The organism is Cupriavidus campinensis (assembly GCF_905397395.1).
Lineage (GTDB): Bacteria > Pseudomonadota > Gammaproteobacteria > Burkholderiales > Burkholderiaceae > Cupriavidus > Cupriavidus campinensis.
On record NZ_CAJPVH010000012.1, the window covers coordinates 69723 to 88162 of the forward strand.

An 18440-nucleotide genomic window follows, 5' to 3' on the forward strand; every position below is an offset into this window, starting at 1 on the left:
GCGGGGCATCGGCCAGCAATGCCTCGCTCAGCGGGCGGGGCGCCCGGTTGTCCGGTGCGTTCAAAACGGCGCCCCCTGGCCCTTGCTGTCCGGCCACGCCAGCCGCTGGCCGGACGGTTGCGAGACGATCACGAGCCGCGTGTAGAGATTGAGCGTGGCGTACAGCGACAGGAAGCGGTTCAGCATCTCGCCGAACAGTTCGAGGTCGCCCGCGCCGGCAAAGCGCGTGCTGTCCAGCCAGACCTCGATCTCCACGCCGCGCAGCAGCCCGCCGCTCTCCAGCTTCTGCAGAGGGCGGTGCCGCACCTCGGTGATGGCGTCGATGCGCTGCCGGTTGGTCTCGCCGTCCGTCCAGTCATAGAGCGCCAGCGTGCCGCGCAGTACCTCGGCATCGAGCAGCGACAGGTAGTTCGGCGCCAGATGCGAGAGCACGCGCCAGTGGAAGCGGTCGCCGGTGGGCGGATAGACGGGCAGCGTCGGCGCCGTGAGGTTGCGGATCGACGCCACGTTGGTGAAGCCGCCGCGCATCTGTGTGATGCCGGCTTCACGCAGGCCCTTGCGCGGCAGCATGCCGTGGGTGCCGGTGACGGACAGCGAGAGCGTCTCCTCGGGCAGCGCGTCCTGCGTCTCCCAGGCATGGCCGCCGAGCACCAGCCAGGTGTCCACCTGGCCCGACGGCCCGCGCCGCACGCGCGTGTGGAAGTAGCGCTCGGGCATCTCGTGGCGCAGCATGCCGCCGCGATGCCGGAACGCCGCGAACGGTGCGTACTCGAAGCGCTCGCCGCTGGCGGCCTCGAAGCCGCGCACGGTGTCCACCGAGTACGCCTCCACATGCCGGCCATGCTGCGCCATCGCCCGCACGCGGTATTCGGTTTCGTGGTGCGTGAGGGTGACCGGGTCGGCCTCGAGTTCGAACAGGTTGATGATGGGCGCGCAATGGAGCCGCACGTTCTCGGCGGAGAAGCGCAGGTCATCGGGGAATGGCCGGGCGAGCACGACCTCGACATCGAACTGCTCCGTCTCCGGCGCCAGCCGGGCGATGGCGGGGAGGTCGAGCCCGAACAGGTCCACGAACATGAACTTCTCGGGGAACGTGAAGTATTCGAGCATCAGCTGGTAGCCGCCGAACGCGTTGTCCGGCTTGGGCCACAGCCGTTCGTCGGCGGCGAAGCCGGCCGGCCGCAGGGACAGACCCGGCATGGGCAGGGGCGTGCCGGGACGGTCGGCAGGGTGGCCGGGCACCCGCACGTGCATCGCCACCGGCGTGGCGGTCAGCGCGGCGTACAGGGCGAGCGCCAGCGGGCGGTCGGCATGGAGAAAGAGCCGCAGGCGCGGCACCTCCAGCAGCGCGATCTTGGCCTGCGCCTGCAGCGCCAGCCGCAGGCGGATCACCGAGCGGCCATCCTCGCGCGTGTAGGTGGCCGCTTCGGTCAGGCGCAGCGGATACAGGTCGACGGACTGCGTGGTGCGGTAGATACAGTCGACGCTATCGCCGGGGTTGCCCGGGGTGCCCTGGCCGCTCTGCCCGCTCTGCCCGCGCGCCGGCTGCGCGCCGAGCGCCACCGGGTCGGAAACGACTTCCAGCCCGGCCGGCAGCACCTCGTGGCGTTGCAGCGTGCCCATGGCCGGGGACATCTCGATGATCGAGAGCGACGGGATCATGCGCAGGTAGTGGGGCCATAGCATGCTGACGAGGCCCTCGGTCAACTCTGGCAGTTCATCGTCCAGCTTGTGACGCAGGCGCCCCATCAGGAAGGCGAAGCCTTCGAACAGCCGCTCTACGTGCGGGTCGCGCTCCCCGATGCGATCCAGGTTCAGCATGCGCGCGCGGTCTGGGTAGGCCTGGGCGAACTCGGTGCCCGCTTCGCGCAGGTAGCGCATCTCCGCTTCGTAGTAGCGCAGGATCTCGTTGTCTTGGGTCGGGTGCTTCATGTCTCGGGAAGGCTAGGCGGTGGCGATGGCGCGCGCCGGGTCGAGGGCGATCAGATCGGCCAGCAGGGTGTCGATGCGATGGGCGATGGCGGGCTTGTCGGCGTCCTTGCGCGACAGGCGCGCCCGGAGCAGCCGCAGCAGTTGCTGCTTGGCCTCGAACGCGAGGCCCGGCTCCCACGCGGCCAGCTGGAAGCGCGCGGCGGTGGCTTCGAGCGTGGCGAGCAGGTGCAGCGCGGTATCGGCACGGTCCGCGCGGGCGGCCACGCGTGCCATCACCAGTTGGCGGATGAAGCGGTCGCGCTCGCCATCGGGCAGGGGCAGCCCTTGCAGCCACGCGAACGCCGCGTCCAGGCTCTGCTGCGCGGCGAGATCGGCCGCCTGGGCCTCGGTCTCCGCCCAGTCGGTGCTGGCGGACGAGACCGACACCGGCGCCACGGCGTCGCCCCGCTCGACATCGCGCACGGTGGCATGGCGTGCGATCCATTCGAGCGTGGTGTCGTCCGCGAACGGCGTGCCATCGGCAAAGCTCAGTTGCTCGATGCCGGGTAGCCGCTCCAGCATCAATGCGCAGTCCGTGGCCAGCAGGTCCCGTACGCGCGCGTAGTCGCCGCCGGCCTGGTCCTGCGCGGTGAAGGCGTAGTACTGGAGGTCCAGCCAGAAATGGTTGGCGCCTTCGGCAAAGGCGCGTTCGAGCCGGTCGAGCAGTTCCGGCCACTGCTTCTGCAACAGCAGGCGCTTGAGTTGGGCGCGCAGTTCGGCGCGTGGGGCCACCAGTCGCGTCTTGCCACTGGGCTCGTGCGGCGGCGCCTCGGTCAGCGTGTCCCAACGGACGCAGCGCATGAGCCGGTACGCGGCCAGATAGCCCTGCGGCTGCTCGCGCAGGAACGTGGCCATCTGGCGCGCGCGGTCGAGCAGGTCGCGCGAGGAGGAGACGTCGCCTGCGGGCAGCGCCATCGGCGTAGCAGGTGACGCGGGCTCGGCGCCAGAGTCATGGGCGGCGGGCGATTCCACGCGGCCCTCGAAGCGCCGGAAGAGGGCGTCCAGCGCCGGCCGGGCGGCCTCCGGCCACTGCGCGGTGCGCTCGAGGATCAGCGCCAGCGCCGACAGCGTGCGCTCCAGCGGCAGCCCGGTCAGCCCGTGCACGCGGTCGAGCCGATCCGTGAACGTGGCGCTGGCGAGCCACTCGAGCGCCGCCTTGCGGCTCTCGGCCCGGGCGGGCAGCAGCTGCGTGCCAAAGCGGTCTACCAGTGCCGACAGCAGCTCGAAGCCGGACGCGATGCCCTCGGCGCCGTCCCGCCGCATGCGCGCGTAGAGATAGTAGGCAGCGATCCGCGCGTCCTTGGCAGTGCCCTGGAGCAGGCGCTCCGCCGTCTCGACGATCAGGGTGTCGTTGACATCGGACAGCTTGGCAACTTCGTCCTTGATGGCGAGGAAATCGTCGTCGTAGCCGGGATCGTCCCCGGCGGGTGCGTCGGGGCGGATGGGCTTCAGCCACGGCTCCCATCGCGCGATGGCCGTCCGGGCCAGATCCGACGGCGCGCGCGTGCCGAACAGTGCGTTGAGCAACTGGTTAAACATCGTTCCCCTTGGTGGTGGATGGTTGGGGCTTGTCGAGGAAGATCCGGGACGGCAGCACGAAGTCGCGCAGCGAGAGCAGTTCGAGCGGCCCATGGCCGAGTTCGGTGCGCAGCTGGTAGCGGATGGGGTAGGTGACATCCCTGGCTGGCGGCTGCATCGCAGCGCGCGGGGTCAGGCTGTCGGGGTCCGGCGCGGGGTCGGGCGCGGGGGCCACGACGGGGCTATCCGGTTGCCCCTGCCACGTGAGCTGGAACGTGGCGCTGTCGATCGGCTCGATGCTGGCCCGCTCGAGCATCCTGACGAGTCCCCATCGGCCGGTGAACTCGTAATGCTTGTTGGTGGCGGCCGTCTCGGTCTGCCACTGGAGGCGCGTGCCGGGGCTCTCGAGGTTGCTCGCCGGCCACGTCATGGCCTGCCAGTGTTCGCGCTGGTTGTAGTAGTGGAGGGTCTGGCCGTCCAGGGTCAGCAGCGTATCGGTCAGGCCCGGCGTCGGCACGGGCTTCATCTCGAACTGGTAGCGGGGTTCGCCCTGCGTGAGCAGCCGCGTGCCGATGCGCTGCAGCCGGTTGATCGCCGCAAGGAAGGCCGGATCGAACGCCAGCGCGTGGCCGCCCGACGCCGCGGGCTGCCACGCATCGCCCTGCAGTTCGAGCACGCCGGCCAGCTGAGCGGTGAGAAAGCCGTGGATCAGCCCGCCCTGCGGGCGCAGGAAGCGGGCGAGTTCCGGCAGCGAGGCGTCGTTGGCGGTATCCGCAAACGGGTAGCGGCCGGCGAAGGCGTGGCCCCATGCCATGGCGATGCTGTCTCGCCAGGCGGCGTTCAGGCTGGCCTGCGCCGGCTGGAGCACGGTCTGGGTCGCCTGGGCGATGGGACGCACGAACAGCGCCTCCCCCATCCCGGCCCACTCGGCGCCGAGGCTTGCGGCAATCAGTTGCGCGTACGCCTGGGTATCGGCCAACTCCGAGCCCTTGCCCTGGAACAGCGCCTGCGCCATCTGGCGGGCCTGGGCGTCGGCGTCCGGGCTGTGGCTGACCTGCTGGAGCCGCAACCGCAGGGCCGTCGCGCGATCGAGGAAGCGCTGCAGGCTCATGTCGCCGCCGGCACCTTCACCAACGGCCATCAGCCGCTGGATTGGCCCGAAGGTCGGGCCCAGCGGGCCGGCGGTGTCGGGCTTGACGGCCTGGGGGCCGGTGGCCTTCTTGCCGAGCATGTCCTGCGCTTTGGCGACCAGCGTGTCGGATAGCGAGTCCCTGTGCGCGCCAGCGCCGCCCTGGTAATCCAGCGACTTCATCAGCGCGATGACTGGCGACTGGCGTGCATCGGCCATCAGCTTCAACTGGTCGATGGCGCCCGGCAGCGTGGGGGCGGGCTCCCACTGGAGGCTGTTCATGAAGCGCTGCCACTGCTCGGCGTAGTCGGCGAAATACCGGGCGGTGAGGCTGGCCTGTAGGTTCTTCGGGCTGGCCGACTGCGGGGCATTGCCGTCTGATAGCACCCAATCGCTAGCGACTTCCGTGCGCTTGGCGGCCTGCGCAATGGCCTCGGCCACGTGGCCGTCGTAGGCCTGCCGGGTGTAGGCGCCGGGCACCAGCGCATTGGCACGGATCAGCCCCCGTGCGTCGGTACCGGGAGTCAGCGACACCAGCGTCTGATCAGGATACTTGTTGCCGATGCCATCGATCACCTGGCGGTAGATCGTGTCCTGCGCGTTGCGCTGGCCGATTACCGCGAGCACCGTGCGCCGCGCGCCGGCCACCAGCTCGGGCCGCGCCTCGATGCGCCAGTCGGGATGGGCCTTGACGCGGGCGGCATGGAACGTTAGCAGCCGATCCGCCAGATCGTCCCGCTCGCCCGGCGTGATGCGGGCTTCCGTCTGCCAGTGCCGGACCAGCTGCGGCGCCAGGAAGTCTGGCTCGGCGCGCTCCGGGTTGGCCAGCATCAGATAGGTCTTGAGCGTCTGATGGCCGCCCAGCGCCCACTGGCTGCCCTGCGCGTCGAGCCCATCCACCGGCATCTGCGCGAGATCGACGAGCACATCTTCGAGATCCTGCTGGATCGGGCCGACCAGAAGCTCGCGGCTGGCCGCCGCATAGGGCTTCCACAGCGCTGCGAGCAGGGCGTCATCGCGGTTCAGCCCGAAGCGGGTGGAGAGCGACGCGCGATGGCCGGCGCGGGGTTCGTAACGCGCGATCTGGTGTTGGAGGCTGACGAGCGAGCGAAGTTGCCCGGCGGCACTTAGTTCCGCGGCGCTGGCATCGACAGCCCGCTGTGCAGTGTGGATATTGCGGGCGTTCTGATAGCCGGACAGCAACATCCCGGCCGTCCACAGGCCGATGGCGCCGAGGGCGATGGTGGAAAAGACGGTGACGGGATGGAAGCCGACCCGCCGGCCGGGATGACGGCGGGCGGAATCGGCGATGTGTTGCCAGAGGGGGAGGTTGGTGGTGGTGCCGGGCTGCGGATACGGAGAAAAGACGATCCCCGCAAGAGGAATAGCTCCGCTGCGGGAATTCATCAGCCCTGTTACCCACTCGACGAGTCCGTTGATGCGCTTGTCCAGTTGCTGGGACAGCGTTGCCATGTAGCGGTCGGTGTGGTCGGCGATCAGTTGCGCAGTGCCGCGACGGGCGAGGGTTTGGTGTAGGTCCGAAAGCACAGCTTCGATGACGGCGGTGTTGGGGTTGGCGCCCAGGTCGAAGCCGACGACTGGGATCGGCGCATTGCTGATGGGCGCCTGTGTTACCTCGAGCGCAAAGACGGGCGCGGACCAGCGGAGATATTCGGCGACACGCGAAAGACCGGTTCGGCTCATGGCTCGCGCTTCCTTCTTTTGGTCGGCGTCTCTGATGATGACGACTGCATCGATGGGACGGCGACGGCGTAGCTTCCGAAGCTGCTTGAGCCATGCTGCGTCAGGTTCAGCACCGTTACCGCTTTGATTCCATAGGAGGACGGCAGAGTCGGATTGATGCCACCCGTGCTCGGCTAGTTCAGGAAACAGCCGGACGACCGTCGACACATCGCCGAATACCAGAAGCCATGGCTTGCGATAGCGCCAGTCAAGCCGCTCTTCTCGAAGCGTTCTTGCCACCGTATGAAGCCCGCTCACGTTCGTGATGCCTTCATTGGAGGAGGGTGGCGTTTCAGATATCCTGAGTCGAGCGCGCAACTCCTCCACCTTGAGCAAGACCCACTCGTAGTAGCTGGCGAGGACCAGTGATACGACGCATGCAGTCCCCAAGGCGATAAGTGTCATATGGATGTGCGCGGGCGACAAACCAAGCGTTGCACCTTCGAACCAAATCGCCGCGCCCGCAGCACCGAAGAGGGAAAGTATCGCGAGTCGAAGGTAAAGCGTCACACCTGACGACTTGGATGAGTTCATGATTGCGTGCGGCACACAAGTGCGATGATTTGGTCGCCTTCCTGGGCGACAACTAGTTGGGGAGAGGCCGTCTGCGCGGCCTGCTCGGCGGCCAGCGCGACACCCAGCCATGGCGCCGCGTGGCCGCAGTCGCCGATGGTCCTACGCAGATCGATCCAGATCGCGCTGTCGCTTGCGACGCCTGTCGATCGGAGTTGTGCAATGGCTCCGTCCGTCAAGGCGTCACTCCAAACGACACTAATGTCGGTGCCTTTGCTCCGGCCCCAGCGGGTTGCCAACGCGGAGATTTCACTTGCGGATGTCGCATTGCCCGTGGCAGGGCGGTGCAGGTGCAGTGCTGTTGGTATCGACGTATGATCGCAAGGTGGACCGACTAACAGAGCCACGCCAGCTTCCGCGGAACCTTCGGGGAGTTCTTCACTGATTGCTCGGCGCAGTTGGATTGCGACGAGAAGCTGGATTTCGTTTTGCCAAAGGCCGTCGGCCCAAGCGTCGACGTTGAACAACGAGAGAGCATCGGTGTCTTTCGACATGACCACGGAAAGACCGGGGAACCAGCCCCGAAGTTTTTCTCCTATATCCGCACAGACTTCTTCGCTCGCCAGCGAAGACGCGACAACGGATCGAACTCGCACACATGTACCGGAAGGCAACCGCCCGAGATCGCCGCGCAATCGAGCGACGAGATCGTCTATCAGCCGTTCAGTAATGACCTCGTGCCTGAAATGCTCTGAGAGTTCATTCCCCGGATAGAAAGGCTTCTCCGGAATGGCGATCCAGCGCGACGTCGTTGCGGACTTGGGAAATGCCGCGCTGGCACGCGCCACCATTTGGACCTGGCCTCCGACGACTGCCTGTGCGTTATTCTCCGCATCGTCAGTAGAAAAGCGCAATGCATGCCCGAGGAGTGCCAGCGGCATACTCGCCTGTGCATGACATGCCAGTTCATGCCGTTCACTGACTTCATTTTTTGCTGAGGCAACGCTGCGGAGGGTATGTGCGCCTGCCAGCGTCGTACTCCAAATGAATACCCACGCAAGTAGCGGATAGCCCACGATTCGAACCCAAAACCAAGGGGTATTCGTCGGCTGCGATGCGGGCCACGTATAGAGTGCAAGCGCCGCCCCACCGCCGACAATGGCAACGAAAAGTACCGCCCATTTGGTGACCGACCATTGTGGAAACTCGGGCACCACGGTCTTTGACGGAATGCGTCGGAAATCAACGGGCATGAATTTCTTCCGACGCAATGAACTTCACCATGCTCATAACACGCTCCGTCATGCCTTAATTTGCCTTCCGTTCGAGTACACGTGCCGGGATGTCATGAATTCCTTGGCTGATTGCACGTTCGTAGTACTCGAGATATATCCGCGAGGAGATAGCCTGATGACCCGTTTCCCAGTAAGCATCCGCGAGGTTCAATTTCGCCCCCGGTATTGCTTGAAATTTTGCGACTATATTTTGGAGAAGTGGGGTAGCTTCGGACGCTCGACCATTCCTGATGAGACAACTGGCAAGGCGGTTAAGCGCTTCGACATTGTCGGGGCTCACGTATGGGACGAGTTCGGCGATCGCATAATAGGGAACGGTGCGTGCATATTCCGTCAGTTGAGTACCATCCTTGATAGTTTTCTTCAGCGCCTCGATTTCCACGTTCACCTCCATAGCCGTTTCGGTTAGAGACGCAAAGTTTCGAACGTCGCGACTCCCGGGGGGGGTGCATCCAATCGCGCGCGAGACGCTCAGGGTTTGATTCGGTTCGTAAAAATTGTCACTCCGCTCTCCTGCAACGCCACGCACGAGGCACCAATTGGAGTGCGGAGCCTTCCACTCGTAAATCTCCACGAGGATTTGTCCGCCCAGGCTCAAACAGCTGCCGTCAATAGCGATCTGGCGCGTGTGGGGTATTTGATAGACCGCCATCGTACTGCACGCGTCAAATTTATGAACCTTGTATGTCAATCTCCTTTTCGTACCCGATGAGAAATATTGCAGAAGCAACGCATCGTGGTTAATCGAATAGATTAGTTGCCCTGCGGCACCTTCGCCTTCAAGTTCTCCCGATATCGAAGAACTAGGGGCTGCGGCCTGGGAAGCAAACGAAAATAGTAGGCAAAGCGTGCCGGCTGCGCGCGTGATCTGCTTAATCATGCTGTTCCTGATTACCCTTTGAAATTTCCGCAAGTCTGGTTTCGCAGTAACTCCGGACAAAGATCTGGCGGCCGATTCCATACCACCCTTTGTCCTTTGGGTCGCCTTTCTTGTCTGTGGGCTTTCCTGCTATATCGTCAAGTTCCAGATAGCGCGTATATCCCTTTATCGCTTCCGATTTCGTCTTTATGGCGATGCCGCGCTTAGTTAGTCCAGGGTCATTCCATAGGCCCCAAGCGAACGATGCTCTCTTCTCCCGATATGCTTTGCTCTCTTCAAATCGATATGCCCCATTTCTGTTCAGCTTCAGGCAGCCTTGAAGGCCGAGAACGGGGATGGATTGATTGAAGTACTGAAGTCGATGGTCGTATCCATTGAATCCCCCGTTGATGACTCGGGTGATCCAAATAAAATCATCGACCTCGCTGGCATCGATTAATTTTGATTTAACTGCATAGAACCAAGCGGCGGAGAGAAGGGCGTGCGGCGCTTTCTCGAGTTTCTCCATGGCGAGCTGGTTTGAAGTGACGTCCTCGCCCGTGTATCGCTGATATTCGTCGTAGTTGGCCTTAAATGTGATCTGCATCAAGCCACGGCCACGCCAGGGATCGTATGGCAACTCGCCTCTTCCATTGCTCTCCAGCGTAAAATTCAGACCGCCGCTTTCGTGGAGAATCTGCGCTAGAAAATGTCCGCGTGATATGCATGTGTCGAATTTGTAGTCGGCAAATGCGGTATTCAGGGCTGATACATACTCCTGGATCCTCGCTCTCGGTGTACCTAGGGCGATCTGCTGAAGATCCTCCTCAGATAGAAGTTGGCCAGCACAGGAACAACTTGTCCGGAAATTTCCAACCATGGCGATAGGATGGATGTGGAAAACGTTCGGCTCGGAAAACCCCGGGAGCTGAGCGCCTACCTCCTCCCACCATACGAGCTTCTGAATGCGCTCCCACTCGGCATTCAGCGTTACCGTTGGGCCCGTAGTCTTCTCGATCGCCGTGATCAGTTGATCCCACTTTTCAGGATTGGCCCACTCACTCTCGTGCCTGACGATAAGGCGAGACGCCCGCAAGGCTGTCCATTTATCCTGTGAGGCGACAGCCAGATCGTTCGCTGCCTGATTTCCGTCGTTGGTTTCGAAAAGTTGTCGAAATACGACCTGCATCAGCGGGCTGAGCTTGTTAATTCCGCCGACGGCCGGAACATCGGCCCCACTGGCATAGTCCGCCCACTGCTCGGTCGAGGCGAAGATGGTGTGGGCCGGATCATGCAGAGCGTCCAAGACTTCAAAGTCAACCCACTTCTGGGCGAACTCCCTAGATACGCGCCCGCCGGCGAAATTCCCTTCGCGTATCCAACCTGATATTTCCCGCCTGCGCGCATCGGCACTCGGGACCTTCCACCAGCGCATTCTCTTGCCATCGCTGCCTCGGTTGGTTTCGATCACAGGCCCTTCAGGACCCTTGGCGAGTTCCGCCAGCGAGTGGGACTGAATGACATCGGTCGTCGGGGCATCCCTGCCTTCCCAATTGGGACTAGCGTAAAGCTTGGTGCCAGTGTCTATCCTGAGGATGGTCGGCGTAGCGGATAAGCCTAACTGTTTCCACTTTGCTAATTTTGCTGCGTTTTCCACGAGCCATCTTCGGCTTTCTTCTATAAACATTTGGATCTCGCTGCCGGAAAAAAACTCCAGATGGACCATACGGGCCGCATTTCGATCCGTGATGGAATCGAATCTGCCGATATGACCAATGAAATCCCCTGCCTTTACAGGAATCGGTGCGACGGGCACCACGACGCGATCAAGTGCGGCGTCGGGCGTGAAAGGAGTGATTACGTGTGTATCCCCGTTCCTCTCCAGATTGATCCATCCACCTACAGCGGCGTCGGCTTCGATGAAACTGCCGACCCTGGGTGGCACCAACGCTGACGCGTGGATGGCTTCGATTTGCCCCCAGTTTCCCTCCCGCTTAGTGAGGCTGAACTCCGCCCCCCTAGGGAGGATGCCAATGATTCTTCCTCCCGACTTGGAAGCGCTGACTTGCAAGCCAGTATGTTCCGGAGGGGCAGACATCCCGCTAGCACTCGGATTTGGCTTGTCATTGGCCCCGCTTGCTACTCGGAACCACTTGGTCCAGTACGAGGGGCGCAACTGCGTCTGGTCCGCGTCGTAACTTGCGAGGTCCTGCAGGTGCATGTACAGGCTGTAGAAGGTCAGCGAGTTACTCGCGGGGAACTCCATGATGTGGCGTACGAGTGCAAAGCCCGAGCTGTACTGGGCTTGGAATGCTGGCACCTCTCCATCTGCGGGCAAATCGTTAGCAAGATATGTTTTATTCAGGCGCCATGCCACGATCGCGCCATCCGCCATGCATCGGACGCCGTGGCTCAGGTCCAAGGATGACCCCGCACCGGTGGCAGTCACATGGATGCCGCCGTGCCAAAGCCACTCGCGACTTACTGCGTATGCGCCGTGGAATTCCTTGTGCAGCAACCCGAGGAATTCCTGTGGATCGGTAAAGTCTTTCGGCGGCTTGTTCTGATCTTCGGCTGCCTTGCGAAAAGGAAAAGCGAAGTTGAGTTTCTTCAGGGGAGGAGTACGCTCGGGATTGGATGAAGTCGTTGTCACGGAACCCTCACTTCGAGAAGCTGAAGTTCATGGTGCCCTTCACATCCTGAACCGGCATCGCATGCCAGGCCGGAAATGCGAAACTTCCACCAGCCGGGCTCTGCGCGCGTAGACTTCCCTTGACGTTGATCTCGCCCACCGGGCTTGCTATTTCAACCCTTCCATTCGCGATTTTTATGTACGCGCCAGACCCATCGCCTAAAGTGATGCCCTTTGCGGCAGTCATCATGACCTCGCCATGAGAGGCGCTGATCACAACGTTCTTCATCGCCATCAACTCCAGTGCATCGTCTTGTGCTTGTACTTGCACTTTTCCTTTGGCTGCGAAGATTCGAATTCCGACCCGCGCCGCAAATATCGAGATTGCCTCCCCGGCGGCAAGTGTGAGTCTCTTCATGACGCCGACATCCAACCCGTCGCGCGCATTCATGAAGATTCGCCTTCGTGCGGCGATCTGCATATCCGTACCGCTAGCGATACCAATGCCTTTGGGGGCGTGAGTGAGAATCGCGGATGATTTTAGTTTGAATAGCGTCTGTTCTACCAATTCGCGTTGCCGATCAATGTCGGCAAGCCAGGCATGAGCTGCCTCCGCTGATTTGTTCAAATTCAGCATCGTCTCCGTTGCCTGGCGCAGCGAATCTTCCGCTTCGGACATGGCCAGTTGCTCGCCTCGCGCGCCCGGTTGGTCGTCCGCCGAGATAAACAACCCTTTCCCGCCCCGGATCGACCCCCAACCGGACGTCCGCAACTCGAACCCCTCCCCCCGCTTCTTCCACTTCCCATCCACCATATGGCCAAGTGTCAGTTGCGATTTGCCGGAATGCTCCGTGGACAGCTTGACGTGCTCCTGGCCTTCCCAGTCCTCGAACTCGAGCTTGTTGTCGCTCTGCGTGCGGATGACGTTGCGCGACAGCCAGCGGTCATGATTGGTAATCAGGTCCGTCTGGCGGCTGTTGTGGTGAACATGGGCGATGTAGGGCTTGTTCGGGTTCCCGTCCCGGAACGCGATGGCGGCTTCGGTGCCGTCGATCAGCGGAAAGTGGAATCCTGTCTGGAATGCGCCGGCGAACGGCTTTGCCAGCCGCAGGGGCACGCATTCGCCGCCACCGGGCCATTTCTCGAAATCGAAGTCGAAGCGGACGGTGTAGTAGCCCTGTTGGGTCAGGTAGGCGTACTGATACTGGCTCGGTGAGGTGATGCGGGCGCTCAGCGTGCCCGGGATCCTTGGCCAGTTGGCCTCGTCCAGTGGCAGCCGGAAACGGCGATCAGAAGGAATTGATTTAAAGGAATTGCGATATGCGACATCGCGCGCGCCGGTATGGGTGACCTCGGTGATGACCTGCCCATTGGGTGCGTCGGGCAGGTCAATATCCATTCGAAGGATCCGCGCCGGACGCAGTTCCAGCACGTTGCTCTCGCCCTCGTATTCCACCTGACAGGCGATGGCGGCCTCGTGACGAAGCTGGGCCTCCCACTTGGCGCCATCGAAATCGAGGTGATGGGTGCCGAAGACGTAAGGTTGGCCGTAAGTGGTCTTGTCCTTTCGCGCGATATTGGCTTCGCCCTTCAACGGCTCCCAGGCCAGGTCGGGGTTGTAGTCCGCCACGAGGAACGATTCGGGGACGGTTCTAGCATTTGTACGAATGCTGAAGACCGCCTCGACACCGGCCTCCAGGCCGGCGGTCTCCCGGTAGGGCACACGTAATTCAGGCTTGTAGAGGTAATGGTCGATGTCGTCGCCAAACACCACCATTTCGCCGAATTTCCCAGGAAGGAAATAGGAATAGAGCCCTTCCTGCTCCATCAGCAGGCGGATGTAGTCCCAGTCAGACGTCTGGTACTGCAAGCGGAACGGGTGCTGCGGGTACTTGCGGCGCAGCTTGAAGATGAACTGGTGGCCGACCAGTTCATGCCGCCGCAGGATCGCCTCGATGATCTGCGGCGCGGTCTGGTGCTGGTAGACGCGGGTGGAGCGGGTGAGCCGAAGCCGGGCCACAAGGGGCTCCACCACCATCTGGTAGCCGTGGAAGTCTTGCGTCCGCGCGGTCTTGGAGAACTGTGTGATGCATCCCGCGAACTTGCGCGGCTCGGTGCCATCGCCGGGGTCGATCTCGAACGTGGCGGGCTTGCCGAGGTAGCTGGCACGCCCGAGTTCCAGCGGGTGGGTGAGTTGGATCGTGACGGCATAGGGAGCGCCCAGCTGCTCCACCGCCTCGAACGACACCACCGAGAGACCGACTGCGGTCTCCGCGCCCGGCACCTTCAGGAAGTACGACTGCTGTCCGCCCAGTCCCTTGAGCAGTGCTTCCCCATATGCCTTCAGTGTTGCAACCCCAGCCGACATCGTCTCTCCCCATGGCCGGCAAGCCGGCGTAGCACGTCAGGCATGTCGCGATGCAAGCGACATGCTCCTGCGCGCCGCACCTTACCGCCTTGTGGCTTTGAGGAAAATAGGACTATGTCGAAAAATTGATTTAGATAAAAAAGATCAAAAGTCTGACGAATTTTAGGAAGTCACCTAAATACAGTAAGAAATAAAAAAGATAGTCTCCCGGACTTGCGTGTCTACCGGCCGTGCGGCTGATCGAGACGAATCGATCGCCGCGTGGATTGAAACCTGTTGGAGAAGGAAATCGAGAATGGCAGAGAGCTTCCAGAACGAAGTGCCCAAGGCACGGATCAACATCAAGCTGGATTTGCACACCGGCGGCGCGCAGAAGAAGGTGGAATTGCCGCTGAAGCTGCTGGTGATGGGCGACTACAGCAGCGGGCAGGACACCCGCGCGCTGGCGGAGCGGGAGAAGGTCTCGATCAACAAGAACAACTTCAATGCGGTGCTGGCGGACTTCAACCCGCGGGCCAGGATTGCCGTCGAGAACACGCTCGCAGCGGATGGCTCCGAGCTGCCCGTCGATCTCGATTTCCATTCCATGGATGACTTCAAGCCGGAGGTGGTAGCCGGCAAGGTGCCCGAACTGCGCGCGCTGATGGCGGCACGCAATCTCCTGCGCGACCTCAAGTCGAACCTGCTCGATAACGCAATGTTCCGTCGCGAACTCGAGAAGATCCTCAAGGACCCCGGGCTGTCCGAGCGCCTGCGCGCCGATCTGCAGAAGATTGGCCAGGCCGCCCCGGCTCCGGCCTCCGCCCAGTAACCCGTTACCCGAGGATTTTTTCCATGGAAAAGAAGCCAGAACTGTCTGCACGTACCCATAGCGCCGCCGATAGCGCCGCCGCTGCCGTCGTCCTCGACGCGCCGGGCAAGAGCGTCTATGAAGCGCTCTGCGAGAAGATCAACCTGTCGCCGGTCCGTAGCACGCGGCCGGTGGAGTCGTTCCAGAGCGCAGACGCGCTGTCCGAATCTTCGCTCGACGAGCGCGTGGCGCAGGCCATGCACGTGTTCCTGAAGATGATCCAGGATTCGTCACAGCAGGTGGACCGGCTCGACAAGAGCCTGCTCGACTTCCACATCGCCCATCTGGACGAGAAGATCAGCCGGCAGCTCGATGCAATCATGCATCACGAGACCTTCCAGGAGATCGAATCGGCCTGGCGCGGCCTGAAATTCCTGGTCGATCGCACCGATTTCCGCAAGAACGTGAAGATCGAGGTGCTCGACGTCTCGAAGGAAGCGCTGCGCCAGGACTTCGAGGACACCCCCGAGGTGATCCAGAGCGGCCTGTACCTGCACACCTATATCCAGGAGTACGACACGCCGGGCGGCGAGCCAATCGGCTCGATCATCTCCAACTACGCGTTCGACCGTAGCCCACAGGATATCGCCCTGCTGCGCAATATCTCGAAGGTGTCGGCGGCTGCGCACATGCCGTTCGTGGGTGCGGTGGCGCCGGAGTTCTTTGGCAAGACGTCGATGGAGGACGTGGCGGCGATCCGCGACATCGGCAACTACTTCGACCGCGCCGAGTACCTGAAGTGGAAGAGCTTCCGCGAATCCGACGACGCACGCTATATCGGCCTGACGCTACCCCGCTTCCTGGCGCGGCTGCCGTACGGCCCGGATACCGTGCCGGTCCGCGCGTTCAACTATACGGAGGCGGTCAAGGGGCCGGATCACAACCGTTACCTCTGGGCCAATGCATCGTTCTCGTTCGCCGCGAACATGGTGCAGAGCTTCATCAAGAACGGCTGGTGCGTGCAGATCCGGGGCCCGCAGGCTGGCGGTCTGGTCGAGGACCTGCCGATTCACCTCTATGACCTTGGCACAGGCAACCAGGCCAAGATCCCGACCGAGGTACTGATTCCCGAAACGCGCGAGTTCGAGTTCGCCAACCTCGGCTTCATCCCGCTGTCGTACTACAAGAATCACGATTTCGCGTGCTTCTTCTCGGCGCATTCGGCCCAGAAGCCGGCCCTGTACGACACCAAGGAGGCCACCGCGAACAGCCGTGTCAACGCGCGCCTGCCGTACATCTTCCTGCTGTCGCGCATCGCGCATTACCTGAAGCTGATCCAGCGCGAGAACATCGGCACCACCAAGGACCGCCGCCTCCTCGAGTTGGAGTTGAACAGCTGGATCAAGACGCTCGTGACCGAGATGACCGATCCGGGTGACGAACTGCAGGCATCGCACCCGCTGCGCGACGCGCGGGTCATTGTCGAGGATATCGAAGACAACCCGGGCTTCTTCCGCGTGAAGCTGTTCATCGTGCCGCATTTCCAGATCGAGGGGATGGACATCAACCTGTCGCTCGTCTCGCAGATGCCCAAGGCGAAGAACTGAAGCGGAATCGGCCCGATACCATGAAGATCACAAGACCGCTGTGGGCGCAGGGCATCTTTATGACGCCGCAGCATTTCCAGCAGCAGGCGCTATGGGAGCGCCACGCCGGCGAGCAGATTGCGCGTATCGCCACCCCGGAACCATGGGGCGTCGTGCGCGTCGTCATCGATACCCAGGCATTGTCAGTGAATCGCCTCGCGGTAAGTTCGCTTGCCGTGCGCCTGCCCGATGGCACCGTGATCGATACGGAGACGGCCGACCGGACCCCTGCGGCGCGCGATCTATCCGATCTGCCCGCGGGCGCGGACGCGGCGGTGGTCCTGATCGGGCTGCCGCTGTTGGACGCACTGGGTGGTAATTGCGTCGAGGATGGCGAGCGGCCGGCGCGGCCGCGCCGCTTCGTGCGTGAGTACCTGGAGGTCGCCGACCTGCACGGTGAGGGCAAGGAGGAAATCAGCGTCGAGCGTCACGCACTGGCCTTGCTGTTCGATGGCGAGGCACAGGGCGACTATGTGACGTGCCCGATCGCCCGGATTGTCCGCACGCCGCAGGGGCAGATAGAACTCGATCCGGGCTACGTGCCGCCAAGCCTGTTCCTGTCCGCAAGCGAGCAGCTGACCGCCCGCATGGTGCGGCTGTCGACCATCCTCAGCGCGAAGAGTGCGAGCCTGGGCGTGCGCCGACGTGAGCGTTCCGACCAGATGGCCGATTACGCGGTGGCCGACGTGGCACTGTTCTGGCTGCTGCACAGTGTCAACAGTGCCTGGCCGGAGCTGGCGCGGCTGCGCGCGGCCCCGCAGCAGCATCCCGAGCAACTCTACCGTGTGCTGGCCCGGCTGGCGGGCGCGCTGCTGACGTTCTCGACCACGGAGACCCTGCAGGCCATTCCAGCCTACGACCACATGGCGCCGGAGCCCGTGTTCGCGGAACTGGAGTCAATGATTCGGCGGCTGGTGGATGCGGTGGTGCCGTCGCGCGTCGTGCCGATTGCACTGGAACGGCTGCGGCCCACGATCTGGGACGGCAAGATCCTCGACGAGCGGCTGGTCGAAGGTACCGAGTACTACCTGTCGGTGCAGGCTGGCATGCCGGCGCACGCCTTGCTCGAACAACTGCCACGCCTTTGCAAGGCGGGGGCGCCGGATGAAGTCTCGCAGATCGTCAACTCGGCGCTGCCCGGCATTCCGTTGCGGACGATGTCGCGCCTGCCTGCCGCCATTCCCGTGCGGATCGAAAACCAGTACTTCGCGCTTGACAGTGCCCACCCGGCATTCCGGCGCATGCTGGACGCGCGGGCGTGCCAGTTCTATGTGCCGGCTTCCGTGCCGGACGTCTCGCTCGAACTCTTCGCGGTATTGCCGGCATGACAACTTCGCTTCCGATCTTTCCGCTCGCGCTACGCGATACGGCCCTGACTGTCGCTTCGCTGGCCGGCGGGGACAGGCCCGTGACCTTCGCGGCGTTCCGTGAAACGTGCCTGGGCCATATCGCCCGGCTGCGTGAGGAACTCCGGGCGGCGGGGCAATCCCCGGATGTCGTCGAGGACGCGATCTATGCGCAATGCGCGCTGCTCGACGAGTTCGCGCTCCGCCACCTGGAAGGGGCGAGCCGGGACGAGTGGGAGCACGAGCCCTTGCAAGTCAAGGAGTTCCAGAGTCACGACGCGGGTGACGCGCTGATCGACCGCATCGAACGGCGCCTCGCAGCGCCCCAACCGGTGCTGCCGTTGCTCGCGGTCTTCCATGTGGTGCTTGGGCTGGGCTTCCAGGGGCGATTCGCCCTGAACGGCGCCACGGACCGCGCCGCATTGCTGCGCGCGCTCGATGAGCGACTGGCGCGCGCGGGGCTCGACCAGGGCAACGGGCCGGTCATCGTCACCCATGGCAAGGGACGCGCCGACTGGCACATTTCGCCGGTCGCCTGGGTGGTGCTCGCGCTCCTCGGCGCCGGGCTGGTCTATCTGGCGCTGGATCGCTGGCTCGACGCGGCCATCGCGCGGCTGGCTGCTTGAAGGG

11 protein-coding genes are annotated in these 18440 nt (G+C 63.0%); 4 read left to right on the forward strand and 7 right to left on the reverse strand.

Annotated features, from left to right (window positions below; genetic code table 11):
- Positions 1 to 60 precede the first annotated feature (60 nt).
- The 7 genes from tssF to KHO18_RS10150 form a co-directional block, all read right to left on the reverse strand.
- Complete coding sequence (gene tssF / locus KHO18_RS10120; protein ID WP_211943109.1) at positions 61 to 1932, reverse strand: type VI secretion system baseplate subunit TssF; 1872 nt, start codon at positions 1930 to 1932, stop codon at positions 61 to 63.
- Between the two features lie 12 nt (positions 1933 to 1944).
- On the reverse strand, positions 1945 to 3510 hold the full coding sequence (tssA, locus tag KHO18_RS10125) for a type VI secretion system protein TssA (RefSeq protein ID WP_211943110.1): 1566 nt from the start codon (positions 3508 to 3510) through the stop codon (positions 1945 to 1947).
- A complete protein-coding gene (locus KHO18_RS10130; protein WP_244844680.1) occupies positions 3503 to 6322 on the reverse strand; it encodes an ImcF-related family protein in 2820 nt (939 codons plus the stop codon). Before KHO18_RS10130 ends, tssA begins: the two co-directional genes overlap by 8 nt.
- A 569-nt stretch (positions 6323 to 6891) precedes the next feature.
- Positions 6892 to 8127, reverse strand: coding sequence for a hypothetical protein (locus KHO18_RS10135; protein ID WP_211943112.1), 1236 nt, complete (start codon positions 8125 to 8127; stop codon positions 6892 to 6894).
- Between the two features lie 55 nt (positions 8128 to 8182).
- The gene (locus KHO18_RS10140) at positions 8183 to 9049 is read right to left on the reverse strand and encodes a tetratricopeptide repeat protein (protein ID WP_211943113.1); all 867 of its coding nucleotides are present in this window, start codon (positions 9047 to 9049) and stop codon (positions 8183 to 8185) included.
- On the reverse strand, positions 9042 to 11681 hold the full coding sequence (locus KHO18_RS10145) for a glycoside hydrolase family 19 protein (RefSeq protein ID WP_211943114.1): 2640 nt from the start codon (positions 11679 to 11681) through the stop codon (positions 9042 to 9044). The genes KHO18_RS10140 and KHO18_RS10145 overlap by 8 nt, the downstream gene beginning before the upstream one ends.
- Positions 11682 to 11688: 7 nt before the next feature.
- A complete protein-coding gene (locus tag KHO18_RS10150) occupies positions 11689 to 14028 on the reverse strand; it encodes a type VI secretion system Vgr family protein (RefSeq protein WP_211943115.1) in 2340 nt (779 codons plus the stop codon).
- A 295-nt stretch (positions 14029 to 14323) separates the two neighbouring features.
- Here KHO18_RS10150 and tssB point away from each other — a divergent pair, with 295 nt between their 5' ends.
- The 4 genes from tssB to KHO18_RS10170 are packed head-to-tail and all read left to right on the forward strand — an operon-like array spanning position 14324 to position 18436.
- A complete protein-coding gene (tssB, locus tag KHO18_RS10155; protein ID WP_144197732.1) occupies positions 14324 to 14839 on the forward strand; it encodes a type VI secretion system contractile sheath small subunit in 516 nt (171 codons plus the stop codon).
- 23 nt (positions 14840 to 14862) lie between these two features.
- The gene (gene tssC, locus KHO18_RS10160) at positions 14863 to 16425 is read left to right on the forward strand and encodes a type VI secretion system contractile sheath large subunit (protein ID WP_144197733.1); all 1563 of its coding nucleotides are present in this window, start codon (positions 14863 to 14865) and stop codon (positions 16423 to 16425) included.
- 20 nt (positions 16426 to 16445) lie between these two features.
- Positions 16446 to 17792 carry a type VI secretion system baseplate subunit TssK gene (gene tssK, locus KHO18_RS10165; protein ID WP_211943116.1) on the forward strand — a complete coding sequence of 449 codons (1347 nt, stop codon included), beginning with the start codon at positions 16446 to 16448 and terminating at the stop codon, positions 17790 to 17792.
- Entirely contained in the window at positions 17789 to 18436 is a 648-nt protein-coding gene (locus tag KHO18_RS10170) for a DotU/TssL family secretion system protein (RefSeq protein ID WP_211943117.1), read from the forward strand. The genes tssK and KHO18_RS10170 overlap by 4 nt, the downstream gene beginning before the upstream one ends.
- Positions 18437 to 18440 lie beyond the last annotated feature (4 nt).